A 22,905-nucleotide genomic window follows, 5' to 3' on the forward strand; every position below is an offset into this window, starting at 1 on the left:
GTCTTGTTGCCCGTGGGCCGGACTGTGGTCGAGTCCTGCTTGGCGAGGTCGCGAGCGTGTTCGGCGGAAATGACGCCATGGCCTTCGAGGTAGCCGGGCTCGTCGTCCTCACCATCGAGCGTGGACTGATTCGCGATCGCATGGAGCACAATTTTGACGTCGACCCCACCAATCTGCTGCGTCTTGACCAGCGGCCAGATCTCCGCTTCACAGGGATGCTCGTCGTCCTCATCACACAAGCACGCGAACTCGCGGCCCATCGTGATCGCGAACAACGCATCGGACATCCGCTGAGCCTTCTTGCGCGGATCGCGCCGGCAGGTCGACTTCGCCAACATCTCCAACCGCTTCATGATGATCGCCGTGTGCTCAGCCGACAACGTCGCAGTCAGGCTGCCCATCCCGTTCTGCTCACCCTCGCTCCAGACTCCACGCTTGTCTTTGGCGTCCTTGCGGTCTTCGCGGATCAGGTCCGGATCGCGCCGGAAGATGGTGGCATCGATCATGTCCCGCATAGCCTTGCTCGACCACGACCCCTTGCCGCGCAAACTCTCTGCGATGTCGCGGTCGATGTCGGCAGCATGGTCGGTGCCTTCGATCAAATCCGTGCGAGAGACGATCTTCGGGATGTGATGCCAGGCCACCAGACCATGCTTGAGGGCCAGTGCCACCTTCGGCAACCGGTCCCGCAACGCGAGCGCACAGGTGAGATGACTTTCCGCTGCCGTCTGAGACAGCCGATTCGCCAGAGCCAGGCGGGCTGCGGCCTGGACGTACGCGTCCTGCAGGAAATCATGAGAAGCAACGCTTTCGGCTTCGAGCTGGCGGTGCAGCTCCGCGGCATAGGCGTAGCGGGCCCATTCCAGATAACCCTGCCCGGTCAGCGCCCGCTCGATCGAGGCCAACAAGTCATTGGCCCGCAACGACATCGCCGGCGTTATCCCGGTGATGGAAGGGTCCAGACTCGGCCACGGTTCGAACATACTTGCTAACCTACGGCAGGGGTCCGACACCAAAACCACCGAAACAGGCCTACCGCGACCCCAGACCAAGATCATCTGTTCAGATGACACAAGCCGTCTCCCCGGTCTCCGTCCGCCCTCCGGTACGGAGACGACGAGCGTCAGTTCCCGTACAGAGTCGACATCCAGCCGTGGGTGTCGGCGAACGTACCGCGCTGGATCCCGGTGAGGGTGTCGCGGAGCGCCATCGTCACCTCGCCCGGCTCCCCGTTCGCGATGGTGTAGTCGTCGGTGTCGCCCTTCACGTGCCCGACCGGGGTGATGACCGCCGCCGTCCCGCAGGCGAACACCTCGGTGATCTCCCCTGACGCGACACCCTTGCGCAGCTCTTCGACACTGATCTTGCGCTCGGTGACGTCGAACCCGGCGTCCGTAGCGAGCTGCAGCAGCGACTCACGGGTGATGCCCGGCAGCAGCGAACCCGACAGCTCGGGCGTGACCAGTCTGGCGTCGGCACCGGAGCCGAAGACGAAGAACAGGTTCATCCCGCCCATCTCTTCAATGAAGCGACGTTCGATGGCGTCGAGCCAGACCACCTGATCGCAGCCGTGGTCGGCCGCCTGAGCCTGGGCGAGCAGAGAGGCCGCGTAGTTGCCGCCGAACTTGGCCGCGCCGGTCCCACCGGGTGCGGCGCGCACATATTCGGTCGACAGCCACACACTCACGGGGTGTACGCCCCGCGGGAAGTAGGCACCGGCGGGCGAGGCGATCAGCAGATAGCGGTACTCGCTCGCCGGACGCACGCCGAGGCCGGCTTCGGTCGCGATCATGAACGGTCGCAGATACAGCGACGATTCGCCTCCGGCCGCGGGGACCCACTCGTGGTCGACTTCGAGCAAAGCCCGCAGCGACGCCATGAAGTCCTCGGTGGGCAGCTCGGGCATTGCCAGCCTGCGCGCCGAACGCTGCAGGCGTGCGGCGTTGGCATCCGGGCGGAACGAGGCGATGGTGCCGTCGGATTGACGGTAGGCCTTGAGACCTTCGAAGATCTCCTGCGCGTAATGCAGCACCATGGCGGACGGGTCGAGCGCGATGGGCCCGTAGGGCACCACGTTCGCGTCGTGCCAACCCCTGTCTGCGGAGTAATCGATCACGACCATGTGGTCGGTGAAGTGCCTACCGAATCCCGGTGCTTCCAGGATGTCGGCACGGCGCGATTGCGACACCGGTTGCGGGTGCTCGGTCCGGACGAACTCCAAGGTCATTGACCAATCGTAACGCCCGTCCTCCAGCGCCCTGCGACGCGAGGGGTTCGCCGATCAGTTGGTGCTTCCTGTTACGAAGGGCGGCAACACGATTTCGCATTCGAGCGGGCGTCCACGAACGTCGACCACCACCGTGTCCCCCTTGGCGACACCCGCGGCCGAATCGATGAACGCGAGCGCGATACCGGTCTTCAACGTGGGCGAGAAGGTTCCGGATGTGCACACCCCGATGCGCTCCCCGCCCGCCCCGGAAAGAACTTCCAGATCGGCTCGGGGAACGCCGCGGCCGAGGGCGCGGAGCCCCCACAGTCGGCGAGCGGGTCCCGCTTCCTTCTCCGCCAGCAGTGCATCACGCCCGAAGAACTCCGGCTTCTTCCAGCCGACCGCCCAGCTACAACGCGCCTGTACCGGGGTGATGTCGACAGAGAGTTCATGACCATGCAGGGGGTAGCCCATCTCGGTGCGCAGGGTGTCCCGGGCTCCGAGGCCGGCGGGTTGTCCACCGGCGGCGGTCACCGCCGTCAGCAATGCGTCGAAGACGCCCGCGCTGTCATCCCAGGCCGGGAGCAGCTCGTATCCACGTTCGCCGGTGTAACCGGTGCGGCACACCCTGACCGGATACTTCGAATCATCCACCGTCAGTTCGGCATCGACGAACGACATGTACTCCATCTCGGTCGGCAGACCAAGACTGTCCAGCACCTGCGCCGCCTTGGGCCCCTGCACGGCGATGACCCCGAAGTCGCGGTGTCGGTCGGTCACCTCGATCTCCGGTGGCGCGACGGCGGCGAGGGCCGCGACCACTGCGGCGGTGTTCGCGGCGTTGGGAACCAGAAAGACGTCGTCCGGCGACACCCAGTAGGCGATCAGGTCGTCGATGACGCCGCCGGAGTCGTTGGTGCACATCGTGTATTGCGCCTTGCCGGGCTCGATCTTTCCCAGGTCGTTGGTCAGGGCACGGTTGACGAAGTCGGCGGCGCCCGGGCCTGTCACCGACGCCTTGCCGAGGTGGCTGACGTCGAAGATGCCCACCGCCTCCCGGACCGCGGTGTGTTCCGCCACCGTGCCCGCGTACGACACGGGCATGTTCCAGCCACCGAACGCGGCAAAGCTCGCGCCGAGCGCGCGATGCGACGCCTCGATGGGACCTGCCAGCAATTCACCTTCACTCATGGCGCCAACGCTATCGCGCCCCGCACCCCGGTGACGTCAGAAGCCGCCGCCGATGCGCACCCCTCCGGCGCCACCGGGCAGCCAACTAAGCTGACCCGCAGGCATGACTACGGCTACGAGTGGGAGTACAAACGTGAGCAAGTCGAGTGCGAATCGTCGTCTGGGTCCGGAGCTGTCGCTGGCCACCGGCATCGGTGAAGGCGACGACGTCCTGGTGATCGGACTGACCACGGCGGACGAGGCGGACGGTGACGGGACGCCGACCCTGGTCATCGGCGAGGGCCTGTTCGACGACGCCATCGGCTCGGCCCTCGACTCCGCGCTGGCCGCCGTCGGCGCGAAGGGGTCCGCCGGAGAGCTGACCCGGCTGCCCGCACCTGCCGGCCTCGACGTCACGTCGGTTCTCGCCGTCGGCCTCGGCGCGCCGGCAAAACTCGATGACGCCGAGCACATCCGACGGCAGGCCGGTGTCGCAGCACGCAGCCTGGCGGGGGTGAACGCCGCCGTCACCACCCTGTCGACCGCCGATCTGACCTCCGCCGCCGAAGGATTCTTCCTCGGTGCCTACCGGTTCGACGAGTTTCGTTCGACACCGCCAGAGAAGGCCCCCCTCGGCGCTGTCCGCCTGCTGGTCCCCGCGGCGGACAAGGAGACGAAAGCAGTTCTCGAACGGGCAGAGGCCATCGCCCGCGCAGTCGCCACCGCCCGCGACTTCGTCAACACCCCACCGAGCCACCTGTATCCCGACGAGTTCGCGAACCGTGCCAAGGCCCTCGGGTCGGCAGCCGGACTCAAGGTCGAGATCCTCGACGAGGTCGCCCTCGAGAAGGGTGGATACGGCGGCATCATCGGTGTCGGAAAAGGTTCCTCGCGCCCGCCGCGGCTGGTCCGGTTGACCCACAGCGGCGGCCGCAAGGCGAAGACCGTCGCGCTCGTCGGCAAGGGCATCACCTTCGACACCGGTGGTATCTCGATCAAGCCCGCGGCCGGGATGGAGAACATGACCTCGGACATGGGCGGCGCCGCCGCGGTCATCGCGACCGCGATCCTGGCGGCCGAGCTCAATGTCGGGGTCACCGTGATCGCAACGGTGCCGATGGCCGAGAACATGCCGTCGAGCACGGCGCAACGGCCCGGCGACGTGCTGACCCAGTACGGCGGCAAGACGGTCGAGGTCATCAACACAGACGCCGAGGGCAGGCTGATCCTTGCCGACGCCATCGTGCGCGCCTGCGAGGACGACCCCGACTACCTGATCGACACCGCGACGCTGACCGGAGCACAGATGGTGGCCCTCGGAACCCGCACCCCCGGGGTGATGGGTACCGACGAGTTCCGCGACCGCGTCGCGGCGATTTCGCAGGCCGAGGGTGAATCGGGTTGGCCGATGCCGTTTCCCGATGAGCTGCGCTCCGACCTGGACTCCCGAGTGGCCGATCTGGCCAACGTCACCAACCACCGCTGGGGTGGCATGTTGTCGGCCGGGATCTATCTCCGTGAGTTCGTCGCGGACGGCGTCGAGTGGGCGCACATCGACATCGCCGGACCTGCTTTCAACACCGGAGGACCGTGGGGCTATACCGGTAAGGGTGGCACCGGCGTCCCGGTCAGAACCATCTACGCCTTGCTGGAGGAGATCGCTGCCGAAGGCTAGCTCGGAAGGTAGGGTTTGAACCGGCGGTTTGCCCTACCGGGCGCGCCCCACCCCCCACTCCGGGTCACCAATACCGGCGACCCGGCCCAGACCTCAGACCGCACACCGGATCTCGAAATCGAGGAGTCGACAACGATGGCCTTCTCCGTCCAAATGCCCGCCCTGGGTGAAAGCGTCACCGAGGGCACAGTCACCAGGTGGCTCAAGCAGGAGGGTGACACGGTCGAGGCCGATGAGCCGTTGTTGGAGGTGTCGACCGACAAGGTCGACACCGAAATCCCGGCTCCCACCTCGGGCGTGCTCACCAAGATCGTCGCGCAGGAAGACGACGTCGTAGAGGTCGGCGGTGAGCTGGCCCAGATCGGTGAGGCCGGCGAGTCCGCCGATGACTCCGACGACTCAGGCAGTTTCGACGAGGCCCCCGCCGAGGAAGAGGCGCAGGCCGAGCCGGAAGCGGAACCGGAGCCCGCAGCGGAGCCGGAGCCGAAGAAGCCTTCGTCGTCCGGTTCGGGTGATGGCACCGACGTCACCATGCCCGAACTCGGCGAGTCCGTCACCGAGGGCACCGTGACCCGCTGGCTCAAGGAGGTCGGCGATTCGGTCGATGCCGACGAGCCCCTCCTCGAGGTGTCCACCGACAAGGTCGACACCGAGATCCCGTCCCCTGTTGCCGGCACGCTGCTCGAGATCATCGCGGCCGAAGACGACGTCGTCGAGGTCGGCGGACGGCTGGCCGTGGTCGGCTCCGCCGATGCGACCCCGACCGTCGAACCGTCGGAACCGGAAGAGTCCAAAGCCGAAGCGCAGCCGGAGCCCGAGCCAGAACCGGAGCCCGAGCCCGAACCCGAGCCCGAGGCCAAGGAAGAACTGTCACCGGTCGAGACGCCCGAGCCCGACAAGAAGCCCGAGCCGGCGAAGGCCGAGCCGAAGAAAGAGTCGGCGCCTGCGGCCAAGTCGGACGACAGCGGCTCCAGCCCCTACGTGACGCCACTGGTGCGCAAGCTGGCCGCCGAGAACGACGTCGACCTGAGCTCCGTCAAGGGCACCGGTGTCGGCGGGCGTATCCGTAAGCAGGACGTGCTGGCTGCGGCAGAGGCCGCGAAGGCTCCCGCCGAGCCTGCTCCATCGACATCGGAACCGGCTGCGGCAGAGAAGAAGTCTGCACCCGCTGCGCCCAGCCCCGAGCTGGCGCAACTGGTCGGCACGACGCAGAAGATCAACCGGATCCGGCAGATCACTGCCAAGAAGACCCGCGAGTCGCTGCAGGAGAGCGCGCAGCTCACGCAGGTGTTCGAGGTCGACATGACCAAGATCGTGACCCTGCGCAAGGCGGCGAAGGAAGGCTTCAAGACGACCGAAGGTGTCAATCTGACGTTCCTTCCGTTCATCGCGAAGGCCGTGGTGGAAGCCCTCAAGGCGCACCCCAACGTCAACGCGTCGATCGACGAGCAGGCGAAGGAGATCACCTACTACTCCAAGGTGCATCTCGGTATCGCGGTCGACACCGAGCAGGGTCTGCTCTCCCCCGTGATCCACAACGCCGACGATCTGTCGATCGCCGGGCTGGCGCGGGCGATCGCCGACATCGCGAGCCGGGCACGCAGCAACAAGCTCAAGCTCGACGATCTGACCGGTGGCACCTTCACGATCACCAACATCGGCAGTCAGGGCGCTTTGTTCGACACCCCGATCCTGGTCCCGCCGCAGGCGGCGATGCTGGGCACGGGCGCGATCGTGAAGCGTCCGGTCGTACTCACCGGTGCTGACGGTTCCGAATCGATCGCCGTGCGGTCGATGTCGTTCCTGCCGCTGACCTACGATCACCGACTGATCGACGGCGCCGACGCGGGACGGTTCCTGACCACCGTGAAGCACCGTCTGGAAGAGGCGGCGTTTGAGGCGGACCTGGGCCTGTAGCCCATGCGGATCGCCGTCGCGGGATCATCTGGCCTGATCGGCACGGCCCTGGTGGACAGTCTCACCGGGGCCGGCCATCAGGTGCTGCGACTGGTTCGCAGACCCACGACCTCAGAGAACGAGGTCCATTGGGAACCGGAATCTTTCGGGATCGATCCCGCGGCGTTGGCCGGCGTCGACGTCGTCGTCAATCTGTGCGGACGCGGGATAGGCGATCGCCGATGGTCCGGGCACGTCAAACAGCAGTTGCGGGACAGCCGGATCATCCCCACCCAGGTACTGGCAGAAGCCGTTCGGACAGCGGAGGTTCCGACCTTCATCAGTTCCAGCGCGACCGGTTACTACGGCGATACCGGATCGACCGCGGTCACCGAGGCAGATGCTGCGGGCGCCGGATTTCTGGCGGACCTGACCATCGACTGGGAAGCCGCGGCACTGAGCGGCGCACCCAGTGCGACGAGGGTGGCGCTCATCCGCACCGCGCCGGTGATGTCCCGCTCCGGGGGGATGCTCGGCAAACTGCGCCCGCTGTTCAAGGTCGGTCTGGGTGGGCGGCTGGGAAGTGGTCGTCAGTACCTGCCGTGGATCAGCCTGCCCGACGCGGTCAGGGTGCTCGAGTTCGTCATGGATCACCCGATCACCGGCCCGGTCAACATGTGCGGGCCGGTGTCGGTGACCAACGCCGAGTTCACCCGAGCATTGGGCCGCGCCGTGCACCGCCCGGCCCCATGGCCCGTACCGGCGATCGTCTTGTCGAAGGCCGCTGGTGAGATGGCCGATGAAATGTTATTGCAGGGTCAGAACGTTGTACCCGGTGTGTTGAACGACAGTGGTTTCGAGTTCCGGCATCCGACCCTCGACTCAGCCCTGGCTCATGCCGTGGGCAAGGAGGAATGATGCATAGCGCTCGCCTGTCCACCGAGCCGCTCGAGATCCGTTGGCTCGGCGTGGTCGACTACCAGGAGACCTTCGACCTACAGCATCGTCTGGCCACCGAGCGCGCCGACGGTGTCCTCGACCACGACGTGCTCTTGCTGCTCGAACATCCCGCGGTGTACACCGCCGGGCGTCGGACCGACGACGCTGATCGCCCTACCGACGGCTCGCCGGTGATCGACGTCGATCGCGGCGGAAAACTCACGTGGCACGGCCCCGGACAACTGGTGGCCTACCCGATCGTCGCGCTGGCCCACCCGGTCGACGTGGTCGACTACGTGCGGCGCCTCGAAGAGGCCATGATCACGGTGACCCACCAGCTGGGTCTGAACACCTACCGCGTGGACGGCCGGTCCGGCGTATGGGTGCTGGGAGACGGGGTGAGGCAGGATCGGAAGATCGGTGCGATCGGCATCCGAGTCGCCAGGGCCGTCGCCTTGCACGGCATCGCGGTGAACTGCGACCCGGATCTGAGCGCCTTCACCTCGATCATCCCGTGCGGCATCCCTGATGCCGGGGCCGGTTCTCTCACAGGCGAATTGGGCCGATCAATAACGGTCGCGGACGTGCGTCCGCTGCTCGGCCAAGCCATCTCGGATGCGCTCGACGGCACACTTGAAGTCACAGAACATCAACCACCTCCGGTCGAAACGCCGCAGATCGTCGCGGCCGGTGGTACGGGCGTAGGGTTGATCCAGTGACCGTTCAGCAAGACAAACCCACCCAGTCCAGCGCCCCGGGGTCGGTCGGCCCCAATGGGCGCAAACTGCTCCGCCTCGAGGCCCGCAACGCGGAAACGCCGATCGAGCGGAAGCCGTCGTGGATCAAGACGCGCGCGACGATGGGGCCGGAGTTCACCGAGCTCAAGGCCTTGGTCAAGAGCGAGGGCCTGCACACGGTATGTGAAGAGGCGGGTTGCCCGAACATCTACGAGTGCTGGGAAGACCGCGAGGCCACCTTCCTCATCGGCGGCGAACAGTGCACCCGACGGTGCGACTTCTGCCAGATCGACACCGGAAAACCCGAGGACCTCGACCGTGACGAGCCGCGCCGGGTTGCCGAGAGTGTCGCGACCATGGGCCTGCGCTATTCGACCGTCACCGGCGTCGCCCGCGACGACCTGGCCGACGGTGGAGCCTGGCTCTACGCGGAGACCGTCCGGTACATCAAGGAGCTCAACCCGACCACCGGCGTCGAGTTGCTGATCCCCGACTTCAACGCCAACCCGGAACAGCTCGCGGAGGTATTCGCGTCCAGGCCCGAGGTGCTGGCCCACAACGTCGAGACCGTACCGCGCATCTTCAAGCGGATCCGCCCCGCATTTCGGTATCAGCGCAGTCTCGACGTCATCACCGCTGCTCGCGATTACGGACTCGTCACCAAGTCGAACCTGATCCTCGGTATGGGCGAGACCCCGGACGAGGTTCGCGAAGCGATGACGGACCTGCACGAGGCCGGTTGCGACATCCTGACCATCACGCAGTACCTGCGTCCGTCGCCGCGGCACCATCCCGTGGACCGCTGGGTCAAGCCCGAAGAGTTCGTCGAGCATTCGAAGTTCGCCGAGGATCTCGGATTCGCCGGCGTCATGGCCGGTCCGCTGGTGCGATCGTCCTACCGAGCAGGACGTCTGTACGCACAGGCGATGGCTCATCACGGGCGTGAACTCCCCGAGTCGATGTCTCATCTGACCGACGGCGGTGACGCCTCTCAGGAGGCTTCGTCGCTGATGGCTCGCCTGGCTCGCTGAGCATCCGCCGGAGACCGCACGCCATTCGCTGACCCAACCTGGCACGGCCTGCCGAGGCCTTGAGGTGGGCCAGTATCCTGGACACATGGCGAAGGCAAAGGCGAGCAAAGAGGCAAAGGCGGCTGCGAAAGCCGCTCGTAAAGAGGCGTCGCGCGCCCGCCGCAAACAGCTGTGGCAGGCATTCCAGATGCAGCGCAAGGAAGACAAGCTGCTTCTGCCGCTGATGATCGGGTCGATCGTCTTGCTCACCGGGCTCGCGGTGTTGATCGGTCTGCTGACCGGCTCACTGGTGTTCGTTCTCCCGCTCGGCATCGTCCTCGGTGTGCTGATCGCGTTCATCATCTTCGGTCGCCGGGTTCAGAAGACGGTGTTCACCAAGGCCGAAGGTCAGGCCGGCGCCGCCGCCTGGGCGTTGGACAACATGCGCGGTCAGTGGCGGGTGAAGCAGGCCGTCTCGGGCACCACCCACCTCGATGCGGTGCACCGCGTGATCGGCAAGCCCGGCGTGATCCTCGTCGGCGAAGGATCCCCTCACAGGGTCAAGACGCTGCTCGCGCAGGAGAAGAAGAAGATTGCTCGCGTGGTCGGCGACACCCCGATCTACGACGTGATCGTCGGTAACGACGAGGGACAGGTGCCCCTCAAGAAGCTCGAACGGCACCTGAGCAAGCTGCCGAACAACATCAACAAGGCTCGCATCGACAGCCTCGAGTCGCGGCTCGCGGCCCTCGGCGGCAAGGGCCCCGGCGCTGGTATGCCGAAGGGCCCGATGCCTGCGGGCGCGAAGATGCGCAACATTCAGCGCACCGCACGTCGGCGTTAGAGCCTGAACCACAAAACCACCCGTTTTGGTTAAACCCACCAGTTCGAAACTGGTGGCTTTGACCGGAACGGGTGGTTTTGTCTGTGCCGAGAATCAGCGGGTGCGGATGAGTGCGGTTCCGGTCGCCCGGTCGTGCATGCCACGACCGTCCTGATCGTTGATCAGCGGTGGCACCAGGAAGACGATCAGTGCCTGGCGAATCAATGCCCGCACGAACCCGACCCTCTCTCCCCCGTCCACGCGGGCGACACGCATACCCGTGAGAAATTGTCCCGGCGTGAAGCCGAAGATGGTGACGGTACCGACGCCGATGATGAACCAGACGCCCAACACGACCGTCGACAGAGACGACGACTGCAGATCCTGAACGAAAAGCAGCGAGATGCCGCCGCACATCAACCAGTCCGCGAGGAGTCCGAGACAGCGGTGCCAGGACGAGGCCAGCGCGCCTGCGCCGGATTCGGGCAGACCGAGTTTCTCTCCGCGGTACTCGCCGACGTCGGCACCGTCTTGCAGCGCCGCCTGAGGACCTGACAGCCACGATCCGGTGATTCTTCCCATGCCGTCAATGATAGGTGTCGCACAGAGTGAGACGCTGCGATCTCCTCGTGCGCGATCTCACAATCGTTGCCTTGGCGATTTGCGTACGTAACACAGGCGAAACACCGAAGTATCTGGCCAGCAACCTGGCGTCAATACGGTCAGCGTTGATGATCCTCCACTCTAGAGTGGAGAAGGACAATCGCCAGGCCTTGCAACATCCATCAACATGGGGTGCTGGCAGCAATTGGGCACAAGTGAAGGAGCCACCCGCAGGTGTACAACTCAAAGGAAGAACTGCTCGAGGGCATCAAGGCCGAGGGAGTCGAATACGTCGACATCCGGTTCTGTGATCTCCCGGGAGTGATGCAGCACTTCTCGATCCCCGCATCGGCGTTCGACGAGAGCGTCTTCGAAGACGGCCTGGCATTCGACGGATCGTCTGTCCGTGGATTCCAGTCGATCGACGAGTCGGACATGATGCTGCTGCCCGACCCCGCGACCGCGCGCATCGATCCTTTCCGCAAGGCGAAGACGATGAACGTCACCTTCTTCGTGCACGACCCGTTCACCCGCGAGGCCTACAGCCGCGACCCGCGCAACATCGCGCGCAAGGCCGAGGACTACCTGGCCAGCACCGGCATCGCCGACACCTGCTTCTTCGGTGCCGAAGCCGAGTTCTACATCTTCGACTCCGTCTCGTTCAGTTCCGAGATCAACGAGACCCATTACCGGGTCGAGTCGGAGTCGGGCTGGTGGAACACCGGCTCGCAGACCAACCCGGACGGCAGCCCGAACCTCGGCTACAAGGTCCGTCAAAAAGGTGGCTACTTCCCGGTCGCCCCGTACGACCACTACGTGGACCTGCGTGACGAGATCTCGACCAACCTGCAGACCGCAGGATTCATCCTCGAACGCGGCCACCACGAGGTCGGCACCGCCGGACAGGCCGAGATCAACTACAAGTTCAACACCTTGCTGCACGCAGCCGACGACGTTCAGCTGTTCAAGTACATCGTGAAGAACACCGCATGGCAGAACGGCAAGACCGTCACCTTCATGCCCAAGCCGCTCTTCGGTGACAACGGCTCGGGCATGCACGCCCACCAGTCGCTGTGGAAAGACGGCAAGCCGCTCTTCCACGATGAGGCCGGCTACGCGGGTCTGTCGGATCTGGCCCGCCACTACATCGGCGGCATCCTGCACCACGCGCCGTCGCTGCTGGCGTTCACGAACCCGACGGTGAACTCCTACAAGCGTCTGGTGCCCGGCTACGAGGCACCCATCAACCTGGTCTACAGCCAGCGCAACCGCAGCGCCTGCGTGCGTATCCCGATCACCGGCAACAACCCGAAGGCCAAGCGCCTCGAGTTCCGTTGCCCGGACAGCTCGGGCAACCCGTACCTGGCGTTCGCCGCGATGATGATGGCCGGCCTGGACGGCATCAAGAACAAGATCGAGCCGCACGAGCCCGTCGACAAGGACCTCTACGAGCTCCCGCCCGAGGAAGCCAAGGGCATCCCGCAGGCCCCCACGTCACTCGGCGCGGTCATCGACCGCCTCGAAGAGGATCACGAATACCTGACCGAGGGTGGCGTGTTCACCGAGGACCTGATCGAGACCTGGATCTCGTTCAAGCGTGAGAACGAAATCGAGCCGGTGCAGATCCGTCCGCACCCGTACGAGTTCTCGCTCTACTACGACGTGTGATCTGTTTGGGCTGCTGACCTGCGTCGATCACCTCGACCGGGTCAGTCAGCCCGCAGATAGCCCGCAGTAGGTTTCACCGAGTCCACCCGCTCACTGATCACAGCGCTGATCGCCGAGCGGGTGGACTCGTCTGCATCCGGCCACAGGTGGCCGTAAACGTCGAGCGTGGTCTTCGCCGAGTTGTGCCGTAGGCGAGCCTGGACAGTCTTGATGTCGGCGCCCGAAGCGATGAGCAGCGACGCGAGGTAGTGCCGCAGATCGTGGAAATGGAAGTCGTCGGGAGCGCCGTCGACCTGGCCGCGCACCTCACGGATTGCTCGATCGATCAGCCACGGTCCGATGCTTCCGCCGGCCCCGTTCGTCACGAGGGTCTGCCCGGGCCATTGCTGGACCGATGACGACAGCAGTAGCGTCAGTTCGCGCGGCACCGGTACCGGAGCCTCTGAGCCTTCGGTCTTGAGTGGCAGCACTCCGTCAATTCCCCACTGCACATGCGGGTGGACTACTCCCCTGGTGAAGTCGACGTCGTCGAGTCGCAGCGCGACGGCCTCAGAGATGCGGAGGCCAGCGAACGCGCCCAGGAGTACCGACACCCTCAGGTGCGCGGGCATGAGGTCGTAGAGCTGCCAGACCTGTTCGGTCGATGGGCAGAACACGCGCTGCTTCGCTGCTGGCGGTGAGATTCGTTTCGAGCACGGATTCTTGCCGAGGTACCCGTCGTAGACCGCGTCATCGAGAATGTGCCGCAGCCGCGAATAGAGCGCTCGCACGGTGCCCGGTGCCAGCCCTTCGACCTTGTCGAGCTTCGCGAGCCACACCTTGACCGTCGACGGCTTGATGTCCCGCAGCGCCATCTGACCGAACTCGGCGTTGAGTCGCTTGATATGTGACCGGGCCATCCGCACGGTGCTCGTCCGGTTGACCTCGTACCCGGCGATCCACAGCGCAGCCCAGTCCTCGAACCTCATTCCCGCGTGCCTTGGCGCGACATGATTACCGCCGACCACGGACGCCGTTTGACCATCAATCCAGCTCTGCGCGTCAGCTTTTCGGGCGAACAAGCGCTCGTGCTCTTGACCGCTTTCGTCGACGTATCGGGCACGCCAGCGGCTGCCGACACCGGCTTTCGCGCTGGGTGTTCCGTCAGCCTTCTTCCAGCGATCCTCGACGCCGGCGCGTCGGTTACGTCTCTGAGTCACGGGCTCGACGCTCACTCTCGTAGTAGAACTTTCCGAGCTTGGCCGCGGCTTCCGGAGTTCGCGTGTCGAGCATCTCCAACGCAACCGCCAGTTCGTCGGCGACACTCACAGGAATTATCGACATGTCCTCGTCCTCGAAGGGTGGCGTCGGCTCAACACCAGCCGTGCGAGCCTCATCGACCACGTTCTCGAGGTGTGCTCGCGCCGCCCACCATGCCGTCGAGTTCTCTCTGATCCGGCGATGCTGTTCGTCGAGTTGAGCGCGTGCCCAGCTGAGGCGACCAGCTAGTCGAGTCTCCTCGGGGCCGAGGAGAAACCGCTCGACGTGGACTCCTAGCGCTCGAGCAATCGCGCGAGCCTCCCCGTATCGAACGGGCCTCTCTCCCTTCTCAATTCGAGAAATGGTCGTCTGATAAATCGACTGCCAACCCTGCTTCTTCAAGATGCGAACTAGGTCAGCCTGGCTCAACCCGCGCGATTCGCGTATGGCTGCCATGTTCTCCGCGAAACGGAGGTCATCTTGCTCGGGTCCGTCTGGTCTTTCCTCGTCTGCCACCCGCCCATAGTGACACGAGCGGTTGTTGACAGTAAACACAAAACGGCATTACTGTCGAAATGCGTTCACCTACCAACACACTCTGACAATTGGAGCGGCCATGACCCCCCACGAAGAATTTCTGACCACGAAGCAGGTTGCCCAGCGTTGGCCATTCCTCACCGAGGGCACCCTCCGGTACTGGCGGAACGCGAACGAAGGCCCGAAGTCGTTCCGCGCTGGCCGTCGCGTTGTCTACCGGCGCAGTGAAGTCGAACGCTGGCTCTCTGAGCAGGAGCTTGCGACCACTCGCGGCGGCGCTGCGTGATGACTCAACAGCCGGCCGAGCGGACTCGCTCGGCATATGAAAACGCCCCCGGCACCGGTTGCAGCCGGCCCGAGGGCAAACGTCCCAACCCCGATCAAGGAATGAGAACAACCATGACGATAGCCCGACCCACCGACAACATCCACAACCTGTCGACCAGACAGTTGACCACCGACCTCGACGATCTGCAGCGCGACCACTGGGCCGACACCCAAGGACTCCCCGAGCCCGAGTGCTTCGCCGACGTCGCCGACATGTTCCGGGTGATCAAGGATCTGCGCGCCGAGGGGCACGACCCGGAACGCTTCGACGTCCGCGGCCTGGCCGTCCACATGCGCGCAGCAGCCGGCCTCCAACGCCACCTCGACACCGTCTCCGACGAAGAGTGGACGCTGGCCCTCGAATGGCACCAGCGCGCACCGATGCCGATCGCCGAGGTGCCCCGATGAGCGACACGCGGTGCCCCGTCTTCGAATGGTGCGACGGCACGGACCCCTGCGGCGGCGAGCACTGGCGGCAGGACGAGATCGTCACAGAGAGCCGATCGAACACGGTGGTCGTCATGCCCTGCTACACCGATGACACGCTGTCCGACAACGTGATTGACATCAGCCTGTGCATCCGAGCAGGGCAAACCGAGGCGGAGGCGAGCCTGTCTTTGGCCGAATCGAAACAGCTCCTGACCTACCTACAGCGGGCGGTCGACGCGCTCGAACGAATCGCCTGAAAGGCACCGAGGAAACGAGAAGCCCCCGGTCACCCGAGACCGGGGGCGCTCGTCGAAAGGAAGGCAATCACCAATGCCTCACGACAAGGCTACGCCCGCAGGCGTAGCCACGGCCGCAGAACACAACGGTGTCGCAGTCGGACATGCGGACAAACTCCGGCCGTTCGTCGAAATGCTTTTCGACAAACTCAACGACGACCCCAGTTGCGAGAAGCTCGAGACCCGGCTCGCCGTGATGCTCGCGGCCCGCCAGTTCGACCAGTCGACCGAAGCCGCAGCCTTCGCCGAACGACTGCGCGCCGTGAACGACGGCGAGTTCCCGCCCGCCAAGGTTGCCGAGCAAGCGTTCGACGAATACCGCCGAGGCCTCGGACGCGAGCTGGCCGCGGCGCTGCTGTCAGCGGACCGGGCCGACGATCAACCACTGCCGAAGGTCTCGACCCTCACCGCGCTACTCCTCGAGCCCGATGACCCCGTCCACTACCGCATCGGACTAGTGCTTCCCGCCGGCGGCCGGGCGCTGCTTTACGCACCACGCAAGACCGGAAAGTCCACCCTCGTCGGCAACCTGCAACGCTCCCTGGTCGACGGCGACCCATTCCTCGGCGAATACGACGTCGAACTACCCGACGGCAAAGTCACCGTCATCGACGACGAACTGTCCCGGCCGCAGCACCGCCGCTGGCTGTCAGATCAGGGCATCGTCAACACTGACCGTCTGAACGTCGTCACACTGCGCGGGCACGTGTCGCGATTCAACATCCTCGACGCCCGGGTGCGTCGTGAATGGGCGGCGATGCTGTCTGACTGCGGCACAGCGGTCGTCATCCTCGACTGCCTACGGCCGGTGCTCGATGCCCTCGGCCTGTCCGAGGACAAGGACGCCGGCAGGTTCCTCGTCGCGTTCGACGAGCTGCTCGCCGACGCCGGTGCCACCGAGGCAATCGTTGTGCACCACGCCGGCCACAGCAACGAACGGGCCCGCGGCGACAGCCGGTTGATGGACTGGCCCGACGCGCTGTGGAAGCTCGCCGCTGAGAAGGTCGACGACCCGTTCGCCGCCCGCTACTTCTCGGCGCTGGGCCGCGACGTCGCCGAGCCGGAACAACGCCTGTCCTACGACGTACCCACCCGCCGACTGTCCATTGTGGCCGGCGGATCCAGACGCGACGCGGCGCTGACCCTGGCCGCCGACGTCGTGGTCGAAGTGGTCGGCCGATCTGATGACCGCCTCAGTGGCCGATCCATCGAGCAGCGTTCGTATGCCGTCGCGAAGGAACGTGGCCTCGAGGTCACTCAGAAGCGGATCCGCGAGGCCGTCGAGCACCTCAGGATCACTGGGCGTCTGGACATGATCGAGGGCGCCCGCAACGCGAAGCTCTACGCCGTGGCCGCCGAGAACGAGGCGCTCATATGACAACTCAACAACGAGTGCGTCAGTGCGTCGCAGTGCGTTGCGACCGCGTCAACACACTGGCGGAAACGAGTGCGTCAGTGCGTCAGTGCGTATCTGTTAACGCACTGCACCGCACACCTCGGACCTGCTGCTTCACTCCCCCAAACCATCAGGAAGGACAACGCACTCAATGACCGCCGCATGGAAGACCATCCGCGTTACCAGTCACCACGGCCGCGAAGTCGAGACCGTCTACGCGGTGTGCAGCGATCAGCGCTACTACGAGGCCGAGGCGATACTCATCCAATCCGACGAGACCGGCACAACCCGAACCGTCCTCGGGTTCCTGTTCGGCTTCTCGATCGTCCCTGCCGAGGAACTACCCGGATGGCTGGGTCGCATCGTCCGCAGCAGCACCCTGTCCATCGAAGGCCGCGCCGAGGCTCTGAGAGACGAGCTATGACACAAACACCAGCGCTCATCGACACTCGGCTCGCGGTACCACCTCAGGCGGTGACCGTCCGGTGAGGCGCTGCGTCGCATCAGTCCGCGCTCATGTCACCCTCCGCGCCGACTCTGATGCACGCCCCATCCGTCTACGTCTCGGCGGCGACCACTTCGCCATGACGATCGCAGAAGCCCTCGACCTCGCCAACCAACTCGTCGACGCCACCGAAAGGACCCGATAGCAATGAACACCACAGCACTGAAATTCGATCCCATCGCCAAGAAACTCGCCGACATGAAGAAGAAGAGCGGCCCCGGCCAACCACCTGTAAGCGGTGACCGATGGCCCACTCACCGCGCCAAAGCCCGAGCAGCAGCACGCCGAAAAGCCGAGCCCGTACCAGAAGTGGAGACCGACAATGCCTGACGACGTCGAGTACACCGACCTCGCACCGACACCCGAGGACCTCCGGAATGCCGCTGCGCTCATCCTCGCCGCGATCCGCAAAGACAACGACGGCATGGTCGCGATCCTCGAGGCCACAGTCGACAACGCCCGACCTGTCGAGTTGATCTACCAGCTGGCCGGCCTCACCGCGCTCATCGCCACCGACGACGCCGAACAACGCATCGGCGGTCTGCTGATGGAGATCGCCGAACGCGGGCTCACAGATGACTGAGGAGATCGCCCCGGCTTCCGGTGTCCTGGTCAGCGAGCAGGTCGCCAAGGATCTCGTCGTCGCCCTCGACGAATTGGCCAAACTCGCCGACCGCCAGGGCGCTCGACTATCACCTCGTCTCGAGGAGATACGCCGAAACCTACTGACTCACAGCGGTACTCACGACTCCGTGAGGATGGATGAGTTTGATGTGGTCGATCTTCTAATGTCACAACCAGATTCGATGTTCGACGTCAGCACCGCAGCCCAGCAACTCGGGCTGAGCAACGCAGGAGTGCGGTACCTGATTCGGACCCACCGGATCGCCGCGACATTCTCGTCAGGGCGATGGTTCATTCCGACAGACGAAGTCGCAGCACACCGCGCCGCCCGCCGGGCAGCCGGCAAACTCTGAGACAAGGAGACCTGATGGCGAACCCATTGGTGCCCAGCCTGGTTAACAACCAACTGACCGTCAGCCAGATGGTCAACTACCCCTCCAAGATCAACGACGTCGTCGCGAAGGTCGCCGCCGATCAGCTCGTCGCCGACCTGTTCTTCTCCACCGGCCCCGGCAAAGTCGAAGGTGGCGGCATCAACTTCACGGTGCTGCTCAAGGGTGGCAACTTCCAGAGCGGTGACGTCGAGCTCCGCGCACCCGGCGCCGAGTACCCCGTCGTATCCGGTGACCTGACCACCGACCTCGCAGTCGTCGCCGACTACGGCTCAAAGTTTCAGCTCCTCGACGAAGAGCAGGACCGCAACGACCGGCTCGCCCTCTCCACCAAAATGACTCAGGCAGGCAACACCCTGGCCCGCAAGATCGACGAACGCGCCATCGCAGCCATTGACGCAGCACTGACCAAGCACTCGATCGCAGGAGTCACCGCAGCAACAGAGTGGGCTGACGTCATCACAGTCGGACCCGAAGCAGACCTGACCCCCAACCAGCAGCGACCGCCCCGCGACTTCGCTCAGGCCAACCTCCTCACCCGGCTCGACGACCTGGGTGTCGGCAAGCTCAACGGCTTGCTGCTGAACCCGTGGCAGGAGTTCGAACTGACTTCGATCTACGGCGAATCCCTCGAAGGCGTACTCAAGGCCGCCGGCATCGACACCGTCAAGACTTCCACCCTTGTACCGCGCGGCACCGCGTACATGGTCGAGAAGGGCAAGGCAGGGAAGATCGGATTCGAGCGTGCACTCACAACCGAAAAGTATGACGAGCGCGCCACCCGATCCACCTGGTTCCAGTCGTTCGCCGTCCCCGCGTTCGCTGTCAACAAGCCCGGCGCAGTCCGCAAGATCACCGGCATCGGGACCGCCTGATGGCGAACGCCGAGGAGCTGGTCGAGAAGGCCATCGCAGAAGGACGGATCAGTCCCCGCAACCGCCGCAAGTGGATCCGCAACGTCAGAGCCAACGCATCGACCGCGCAGATCATGGCCAAGCTCGAGCCTGTCCTCGACCCCACACCCTCGTTCGACCCCACCACCTGGAAGCTCTGAAGGAGACCGCATCATGCCAACACCCACTCGCGTCTACGCACCAGGCCAAGACGTCACCGCAGTAGCCACCGGCACCATCGCCGCCCACCGGTTTGTCGCAGTCAGTGCCAACCGATCGGGCGGCAACATCGCCGTCGCTCACGGCGCGGCCGGCGTACGGCCCCTCGGAGTAGCGACCCATGACGCAGTCAGCGGTGAGCCGCTCACCGTGGCACGCGGCGGCATCGTCCGCGTACAGACCTCCGCATCAATAAGTGCAGGTGTCGATGTTCAAGTCTCTGCCGACGGCAAGGTCACTACCGCCACAACTGGCGCAGTCGTCGGTATCGCAGTCACCGGTGCGGGCTCCGGCGCACTCGCCGAGATCGCATTGCTCTAACAAGACCTGCGTCAACCTCACCCCCGGCTACGTTCGTCGCCGACCAGGGAATGGATGGCACGGCGAGACGGTCACCACGGGTGCTTTCACACCCGACCGACAGGTGCCGTGCCAGCGCACATAAGGTCCCCGTCACGCTCCTACCGTGGCGGGGATCTTCGCTGTGGCACCCGGGTCTGATCATTCGACCCCCCAACACCTGACCCCTTCGGTCGAGGGTCAGGTCTTTTTTACGCGGGCCCTGAAACCTACGTGCGAAATCGGATCTGAGCAGGTCAGGTACGGCTCTTCGGGCCCGCTCGCGTCTACTGATTTTCCACCAAACGGCGACCGAGCCCGTATGGTGACTCGGTGCGCGATGAAGACGAGTTGATGAAGGCACTTCGGACGAAGGTTCTCGACGACGACGTTCCGGTTGCGTCTCTTCTGAGGGTCTGCCTCATGCTTGGCAAGCGAGTCGGTGCCGCGAGCTTGGCGACGTGGGCGAAGCTCTGTCGGCGGACATGAAAAACTGCCCGTAGGCGGACATGAAAGTGCCCACTGACGGCCAATAAGAACTGCTCACTGGCGGGCACGAATGTGCCCGTTGCCGGCCATGAATCTGCCCAGTCCTGTTGATCCCAGTGCGGCGCGTCTGCGCCGTGGGGGCCTCTCCCGAGGTTCGATGTCGATGCCTAGTCGATTCGAATCACCCGGGAGAGACCACATTGAAGTCTGACGGAGAACTCATGGAAATACTCAATGCCTACGATCTGACTGGGTCGTATCGCGCGGCAGCCGAACTTTGCGGGTGCTCGCATCACACGGTCAAGAAGGCGGTCGAGGACCGCGATGCCGGCCTGCCGCCGCAGGTTCGCCGGGCCCGACTGATCGACGACTTCACCCCGAACCTGGAGAAGTGGGTGCAGGATTCGCACGGCAAGATCCGCGGCGACAAAGCCCACGAACGCTTGGCCGCGTTGGGGTACACCGGCAACGAACGCACCACCCGCCGGGCACTGGCGGAGATCAAAGCTCAATGGCGCCTGGGCAATACGCGAGTGCACCGACCGTGGGTCACCGAACCCGGATTGTGGCTGCAGTACGACTTCGGTGACGGCCCGATCGTGAACGGCCGAAAGGTGGTGCTGCTGGTCGCGTGGTTGGCGTGGTGCCGCTTTCGGATCGTCATCGCCCTGCACGACCGGACCGGGCCGAGCGTGTTCGCCGGCCTCGACCGTGTATTTCGCATCGTCGGCGGCGCTCCGACGTACCTGCTGACCGACAACGAGAAAACGGTCACGACCGGGCACGTGGCGGGGGTTCCGGTCCGCAACCGTCATGCGGTGACCTTCGGCCGCTACTACGGCATCTCCGTCCTGACGTGTGAGCCGGCCGACCCGGCCTCCAAAGGCGGGGTGGAGAACGCCGTCAAACTCGCTAAAGCCGACATCGTGCCGACCGAGACGAACCTGCTAGGCGAGTACGCGAGTTTCGTCGACGTCGAGACCGCGTGCGGCGAGTTCATGACGCTTGTCAACAACCGGGTCCACAGGGCCACCGGCCGGGTACCGGCCGAGATGCTCGAGATCGAACGCACCCAGCTCCATGCGGTGCCCGATCTGCCGCACACCGCGGGCCTGGGGGTGACCCGCAAAGTACCGGACAACACTCCGATGATCACTTTCGAGCACGGCCAATATTCCATCCCGTCAACATTATTGGGACACAGTGTGTGGGTGCGCCACCACCCGGGTACCGATGAGGTCATCATCTGCGCCCTCGACGGCGGTGGCCCGGTCGAAGTGGCCCGGCACCGCCGCACCACCCGCGGCACCCCCGCAATCGATGACGCCCACTTCCCGGATCAGCCCGGCAAGATCCCCGGTGACTACCGGATCCGCGCTCGTAGCGCTGCTGAGCACGCTTTCCTGGCGATCGGAGAGGGCGCGGTGGTGTGGCTCAAAGAAGCCGCCGCCGTCGGGACCGAACGGATCTTTCAGAAGATGACCCACGCCGTGGACCTTTCGACCCTGAGTAGCCGCCCGGATGTGGATTGGGCATTGGGTCACGCCGCGGTGCACGGCCGGTTCGCCACCGGCGACCTCGACTCGATCCTCGCCAGCAAAGGAATGGACCCGACTCGCCACCAAGCCTCCGAAGACACCTCCTTGGCTCAAGGAACAACCGGATGGAACTCGTTCGGCCTCAACAATTCTCACGTAAACGACGAGGACATCGCATGAGTACCCCGACGCTGCCGGCCGAGGTGGAGCAGTTGATGCGCCAACTGCGGCTTCCCCACGCACGGGCGGTCGCCGGCGACGTGTTGGCCACCGCCCGCTCACAACGCTGGGATCCGGCCGAGGTCATCAAAGCGTTGCTGACTGAAGAAGCCGCTGGTCGAGCCCGGTCGATGCTCACCACCCGCCGCAAAGCCGCACGGTTTCCGACCGGCAAAACCTTCGATGTGTGGGACGAGAATGCCTCCTCGATCCCACTGCCCACCCAGCACGCGCTGCGCACCCTGGAATGGGTGGGGCGGCGGGAGAACCTGGTCGTGTGCGGGCCAGCTGGGACGGGGAAGACATTTTTCCTCGAAGCATTGGGACACAATGTTATTGAAGCAGGTATGCCGGTGGCTTGGTTCACCCTCGAACAGCTCGGGGTACTCGTACGTGCCCATCGTGCTGATGATTCTTTGGGCAAAGCCGTCGCCAAGATCGTCCGCGCCGAGCTCATCATTGTCGATGACGTCGGGCTCCTCCCGGTCGGCGCCGACGCTGCCGAGGGGCTCTACCGGATCGTGGAAGCAGCCTACGAACGCCGATCGGTCGCGGTCTCGTCGAACCTGCATCCCAGCGGGTTCGATGAGTTGATGCCCAAAACGTTGGCGACCGCCACCGTGGACCGACTGCTCCACCACGCACACCTCTGCCAGACCAGCGGAGACTCAGTCCGCCTCGCACAAGCCCTGCACGGACAGGGGGTCAAAGCCTTGAACTGACCACCCTCGGA

General features: G+C 64.8%; 27 protein-coding genes. 21 read left to right on the forward strand and 6 right to left on the reverse strand.

From position 1 onward, the window contains the following. From BFL43_RS02070 to gcvT, 3 genes are all read right to left on the reverse strand, one after another. Positions 1–983: DUF222 domain-containing protein (locus BFL43_RS02070; RefSeq protein ID WP_143695266.1), on the reverse strand; the 983-nt coding region annotated here is incomplete at its 3' end. Positions 984–1,123: 140 nt separating this feature from the next. Continuing rightward, positions 1,124–2,227, reverse strand: a complete 1,104-nt coding sequence (locus tag BFL43_RS02075) for a branched-chain amino acid aminotransferase (RefSeq protein WP_084890323.1) — start codon at positions 2,225–2,227, stop codon at positions 1,124–1,126. A 54-nt stretch (positions 2,228–2,281) separates the two neighbouring features. After that, positions 2,282–3,400 (reverse strand): glycine cleavage system aminomethyltransferase GcvT, encoded by a 1,119-nt coding sequence (gene gcvT, locus BFL43_RS02080; RefSeq protein ID WP_084890326.1) that lies wholly within the window; start codon positions 3,398–3,400, stop codon positions 2,282–2,284. A 133-nt stretch (positions 3,401–3,533) separates the two neighbouring features. Here gcvT and BFL43_RS02085 point away from each other — a divergent pair, with 133 nt between their 5' ends. From BFL43_RS02085 to BFL43_RS02110, 6 genes are all read left to right on the forward strand, one after another. Then, entirely contained in the window at positions 3,534–5,054 is a 1,521-nt protein-coding gene (locus BFL43_RS02085; RefSeq protein ID WP_084890328.1) for a leucyl aminopeptidase, read from the forward strand. A 135-nt stretch (positions 5,055–5,189) separates the two neighbouring features. Beyond that, positions 5,190–6,971, forward strand: a complete 1,782-nt coding sequence (sucB, locus tag BFL43_RS02090) for a 2-oxoglutarate dehydrogenase, E2 component, dihydrolipoamide succinyltransferase (RefSeq protein WP_084890371.1) — start codon at positions 5,190–5,192, stop codon at positions 6,969–6,971. Positions 6,972–6,974: 3 nt separating this feature from the next. Continuing rightward, on the forward strand, positions 6,975–7,868 hold the full coding sequence (locus BFL43_RS02095) for a TIGR01777 family oxidoreductase (protein WP_084890331.1): 894 nt from the start codon (positions 6,975–6,977) through the stop codon (positions 7,866–7,868). Next, the gene (gene lipB, locus BFL43_RS02100) at positions 7,868–8,608 is read left to right on the forward strand and encodes a lipoyl(octanoyl) transferase LipB (protein WP_143695030.1); all 741 of its coding nucleotides are present in this window, start codon (positions 7,868–7,870) and stop codon (positions 8,606–8,608) included. The genes BFL43_RS02095 and lipB overlap by 1 nt, the downstream gene beginning before the upstream one ends. Beyond that, positions 8,605–9,657, forward strand: a complete 1,053-nt coding sequence (lipA, locus tag BFL43_RS02105) for a lipoyl synthase (RefSeq protein ID WP_084890336.1) — start codon at positions 8,605–8,607, stop codon at positions 9,655–9,657. The genes lipB and lipA overlap by 4 nt, the downstream gene beginning before the upstream one ends. A gap of 85 nt (positions 9,658–9,742) precedes the next feature. Further along, a complete protein-coding gene (locus BFL43_RS02110; protein ID WP_084890337.1) occupies positions 9,743–10,480 on the forward strand; it encodes a DUF4191 domain-containing protein in 738 nt (245 codons plus the stop codon). 93 nt (positions 10,481–10,573) lie between these two features. On the opposite strand, the gene BFL43_RS02115 is transcribed toward BFL43_RS02110, so the two are convergent. Continuing rightward, the gene (locus BFL43_RS02115; protein WP_084890340.1) at positions 10,574–11,041 is read right to left on the reverse strand and encodes an RDD family protein; all 468 of its coding nucleotides are present in this window, start codon (positions 11,039–11,041) and stop codon (positions 10,574–10,576) included. Between the two features lie 255 nt (positions 11,042–11,296). Here BFL43_RS02115 and glnA point away from each other — a divergent pair, with 255 nt between their 5' ends. Further along, positions 11,297–12,730 (forward strand): type I glutamate--ammonia ligase, encoded by a 1,434-nt coding sequence (gene glnA / locus BFL43_RS02120; protein WP_084835269.1) that lies wholly within the window; start codon positions 11,297–11,299, stop codon positions 12,728–12,730. Positions 12,731–12,771: 41 nt separating this feature from the next. On the opposite strand, the gene BFL43_RS02125 is transcribed toward glnA, so the two are convergent. Both BFL43_RS02125 and BFL43_RS29250 read right to left on the reverse strand, forming a co-directional pair. Then, the gene (locus BFL43_RS02125) at positions 12,772–13,929 is read right to left on the reverse strand and encodes a site-specific integrase (protein WP_084890342.1); all 1,158 of its coding nucleotides are present in this window, start codon (positions 13,927–13,929) and stop codon (positions 12,772–12,774) included. Then, entirely contained in the window at positions 13,913–14,053 is a 141-nt protein-coding gene (locus BFL43_RS29250; RefSeq protein ID WP_240498004.1) for a hypothetical protein, read from the reverse strand. The genes BFL43_RS02125 and BFL43_RS29250 overlap by 17 nt, the downstream gene beginning before the upstream one ends. Before the next feature lie 532 nt (positions 14,054–14,585). On the opposite strand from BFL43_RS29250, the gene BFL43_RS02135 reads away from it, so the two are divergent. From BFL43_RS02135 to istB, 14 genes are all read left to right on the forward strand, one after another. Then, entirely contained in the window at positions 14,586–14,792 is a 207-nt protein-coding gene (locus BFL43_RS02135; protein WP_084890348.1) for a helix-turn-helix domain-containing protein, read from the forward strand. Positions 14,793–14,905: 113 nt separating this feature from the next. Then, the gene (locus BFL43_RS02140; RefSeq protein ID WP_084890350.1) at positions 14,906–15,241 is read left to right on the forward strand and encodes a hypothetical protein; all 336 of its coding nucleotides are present in this window, start codon (positions 14,906–14,908) and stop codon (positions 15,239–15,241) included. Beyond that, the gene (locus BFL43_RS02145) at positions 15,238–15,519 is read left to right on the forward strand and encodes a hypothetical protein (protein WP_084890352.1); all 282 of its coding nucleotides are present in this window, start codon (positions 15,238–15,240) and stop codon (positions 15,517–15,519) included. The genes BFL43_RS02140 and BFL43_RS02145 overlap by 4 nt, the downstream gene beginning before the upstream one ends. Before the next feature lie 73 nt (positions 15,520–15,592). Next, positions 15,593–16,936, forward strand: coding sequence for an AAA family ATPase (locus BFL43_RS02150; protein WP_084890354.1), 1,344 nt, complete (start codon positions 15,593–15,595; stop codon positions 16,934–16,936). A gap of 169 nt (positions 16,937–17,105) precedes the next feature. After that, positions 17,106–17,378 (forward strand): hypothetical protein, encoded by a 273-nt coding sequence (locus BFL43_RS02155; protein WP_084890356.1) that lies wholly within the window; start codon positions 17,106–17,108, stop codon positions 17,376–17,378. 61 nt (positions 17,379–17,439) lie between these two features. Next, on the forward strand, positions 17,440–17,604 hold the full coding sequence (locus BFL43_RS28790) for a hypothetical protein (RefSeq protein ID WP_168176505.1): 165 nt from the start codon (positions 17,440–17,442) through the stop codon (positions 17,602–17,604). Between the two features lie 2 nt (positions 17,605–17,606). After that, complete coding sequence (locus tag BFL43_RS02160) at positions 17,607–17,789, forward strand: hypothetical protein (protein WP_084890358.1); 183 nt, start codon at positions 17,607–17,609, stop codon at positions 17,787–17,789. Continuing rightward, the gene (locus BFL43_RS02165) at positions 17,782–18,042 is read left to right on the forward strand and encodes a hypothetical protein (protein WP_084890360.1); all 261 of its coding nucleotides are present in this window, start codon (positions 17,782–17,784) and stop codon (positions 18,040–18,042) included. Before BFL43_RS02160 ends, BFL43_RS02165 begins: the two co-directional genes overlap by 8 nt. Beyond that, positions 18,035–18,436, forward strand: coding sequence for a helix-turn-helix domain-containing protein (locus BFL43_RS02170; RefSeq protein WP_084890362.1), 402 nt, complete (start codon positions 18,035–18,037; stop codon positions 18,434–18,436). The genes BFL43_RS02165 and BFL43_RS02170 overlap by 8 nt, the downstream gene beginning before the upstream one ends. A 14-nt stretch (positions 18,437–18,450) precedes the next feature. Continuing rightward, positions 18,451–19,350 carry a major capsid protein gene (locus BFL43_RS02175; RefSeq protein ID WP_084890365.1) on the forward strand — a complete coding sequence of 300 codons (900 nt, stop codon included), beginning with the start codon at positions 18,451–18,453 and terminating at the stop codon, positions 19,348–19,350. Further along, the gene (locus BFL43_RS02180; RefSeq protein WP_084890367.1) at positions 19,350–19,529 is read left to right on the forward strand and encodes a hypothetical protein; all 180 of its coding nucleotides are present in this window, start codon (positions 19,350–19,352) and stop codon (positions 19,527–19,529) included. Before BFL43_RS02175 ends, BFL43_RS02180 begins: the two co-directional genes overlap by 1 nt. A 13-nt stretch (positions 19,530–19,542) precedes the next feature. After that, positions 19,543–19,908 (forward strand): capsid cement protein, encoded by a 366-nt coding sequence (locus BFL43_RS02185; protein ID WP_084890370.1) that lies wholly within the window; start codon positions 19,543–19,545, stop codon positions 19,906–19,908. A gap of 707 nt (positions 19,909–20,615) precedes the next feature. Next, positions 20,616–22,133 (forward strand): IS21 family transposase, encoded by a 1,518-nt coding sequence (gene istA, locus BFL43_RS02190; protein ID WP_084889768.1) that lies wholly within the window; start codon positions 20,616–20,618, stop codon positions 22,131–22,133. Beyond that, positions 22,130–22,894, forward strand: coding sequence for an IS21-like element helper ATPase IstB (istB, locus tag BFL43_RS02195; RefSeq protein WP_084889766.1), 765 nt, complete (start codon positions 22,130–22,132; stop codon positions 22,892–22,894). Before istA ends, istB begins: the two co-directional genes overlap by 4 nt. Positions 22,895–22,905 lie beyond the last annotated feature (11 nt).

Source organism: Williamsia sp. 1135 (assembly GCF_002095395.1).
Classification (GTDB): Bacteria; Actinomycetota; Actinomycetes; order Mycobacteriales; family Mycobacteriaceae; genus Williamsia.

Excerpts from the sequence above, each read along its gene's own strand:
- BFL43_RS02180 (WP_084890367.1), top strand. The coding sequence starts at position 19,350 with ATGGCGAACGCCGAGGAGCTGGTCGAGAAGGCCATCGCAGAAGGACGG.
- lipB (WP_143695030.1), top strand. The coding sequence starts at position 7,868 with ATGCATAGCGCTCGCCTGTCCACCGAGCCGCTCGAGATCCGTTGGCTC.
- BFL43_RS02170 (WP_084890362.1), top strand. The coding sequence starts at position 18,035 with ATGACTGAGGAGATCGCCCCGGCTTCCGGTGTCCTGGTCAGCGAGCAG.
- BFL43_RS02150 (WP_084890354.1), top strand. The coding sequence starts at position 15,593 with ATGCCTCACGACAAGGCTACGCCCGCAGGCGTAGCCACGGCCGCAGAA.
- istB (WP_084889766.1), top strand. The coding sequence starts at position 22,130 with ATGAGTACCCCGACGCTGCCGGCCGAGGTGGAGCAGTTGATGCGCCAA.
- BFL43_RS02145 (WP_084890352.1), top strand. The coding sequence starts at position 15,238 with ATGAGCGACACGCGGTGCCCCGTCTTCGAATGGTGCGACGGCACGGAC.
- BFL43_RS02160 (WP_084890358.1), top strand. The coding sequence starts at position 17,607 with ATGAACACCACAGCACTGAAATTCGATCCCATCGCCAAGAAACTCGCC.
- BFL43_RS29250 (WP_240498004.1), bottom strand. The coding sequence starts at position 14,053 with ATGTCGATAATTCCTGTGAGTGTCGCCGACGAACTGGCGGTTGCGTTG.
- BFL43_RS02075 (WP_084890323.1), bottom strand. The coding sequence starts at position 2,227 with ATGACCTTGGAGTTCGTCCGGACCGAGCACCCGCAACCGGTGTCGCAA.
- BFL43_RS02175 (WP_084890365.1), top strand. The coding sequence starts at position 18,451 with ATGGCGAACCCATTGGTGCCCAGCCTGGTTAACAACCAACTGACCGTC.
- BFL43_RS02115 (WP_084890340.1), bottom strand. The coding sequence starts at position 11,041 with ATGGGAAGAATCACCGGATCGTGGCTGTCAGGTCCTCAGGCGGCGCTG.
- BFL43_RS02185 (WP_084890370.1), top strand. The coding sequence starts at position 19,543 with ATGCCAACACCCACTCGCGTCTACGCACCAGGCCAAGACGTCACCGCA.
- gcvT (WP_084890326.1), bottom strand. The coding sequence starts at position 3,400 with ATGAGTGAAGGTGAATTGCTGGCAGGTCCCATCGAGGCGTCGCATCGC.
- BFL43_RS02135 (WP_084890348.1), top strand. The coding sequence starts at position 14,586 with ATGACCCCCCACGAAGAATTTCTGACCACGAAGCAGGTTGCCCAGCGT.
- sucB (WP_084890371.1), top strand. The coding sequence starts at position 5,190 with ATGGCCTTCTCCGTCCAAATGCCCGCCCTGGGTGAAAGCGTCACCGAG.
- BFL43_RS02095 (WP_084890331.1), top strand. The coding sequence starts at position 6,975 with ATGCGGATCGCCGTCGCGGGATCATCTGGCCTGATCGGCACGGCCCTG.
- BFL43_RS02110 (WP_084890337.1), top strand. The coding sequence starts at position 9,743 with ATGGCGAAGGCAAAGGCGAGCAAAGAGGCAAAGGCGGCTGCGAAAGCC.
- BFL43_RS02165 (WP_084890360.1), top strand. The coding sequence starts at position 17,782 with ATGCCTGACGACGTCGAGTACACCGACCTCGCACCGACACCCGAGGAC.
- BFL43_RS02155 (WP_084890356.1), top strand. The coding sequence starts at position 17,106 with ATGACCGCCGCATGGAAGACCATCCGCGTTACCAGTCACCACGGCCGC.
- BFL43_RS02140 (WP_084890350.1), top strand. The coding sequence starts at position 14,906 with ATGACGATAGCCCGACCCACCGACAACATCCACAACCTGTCGACCAGA.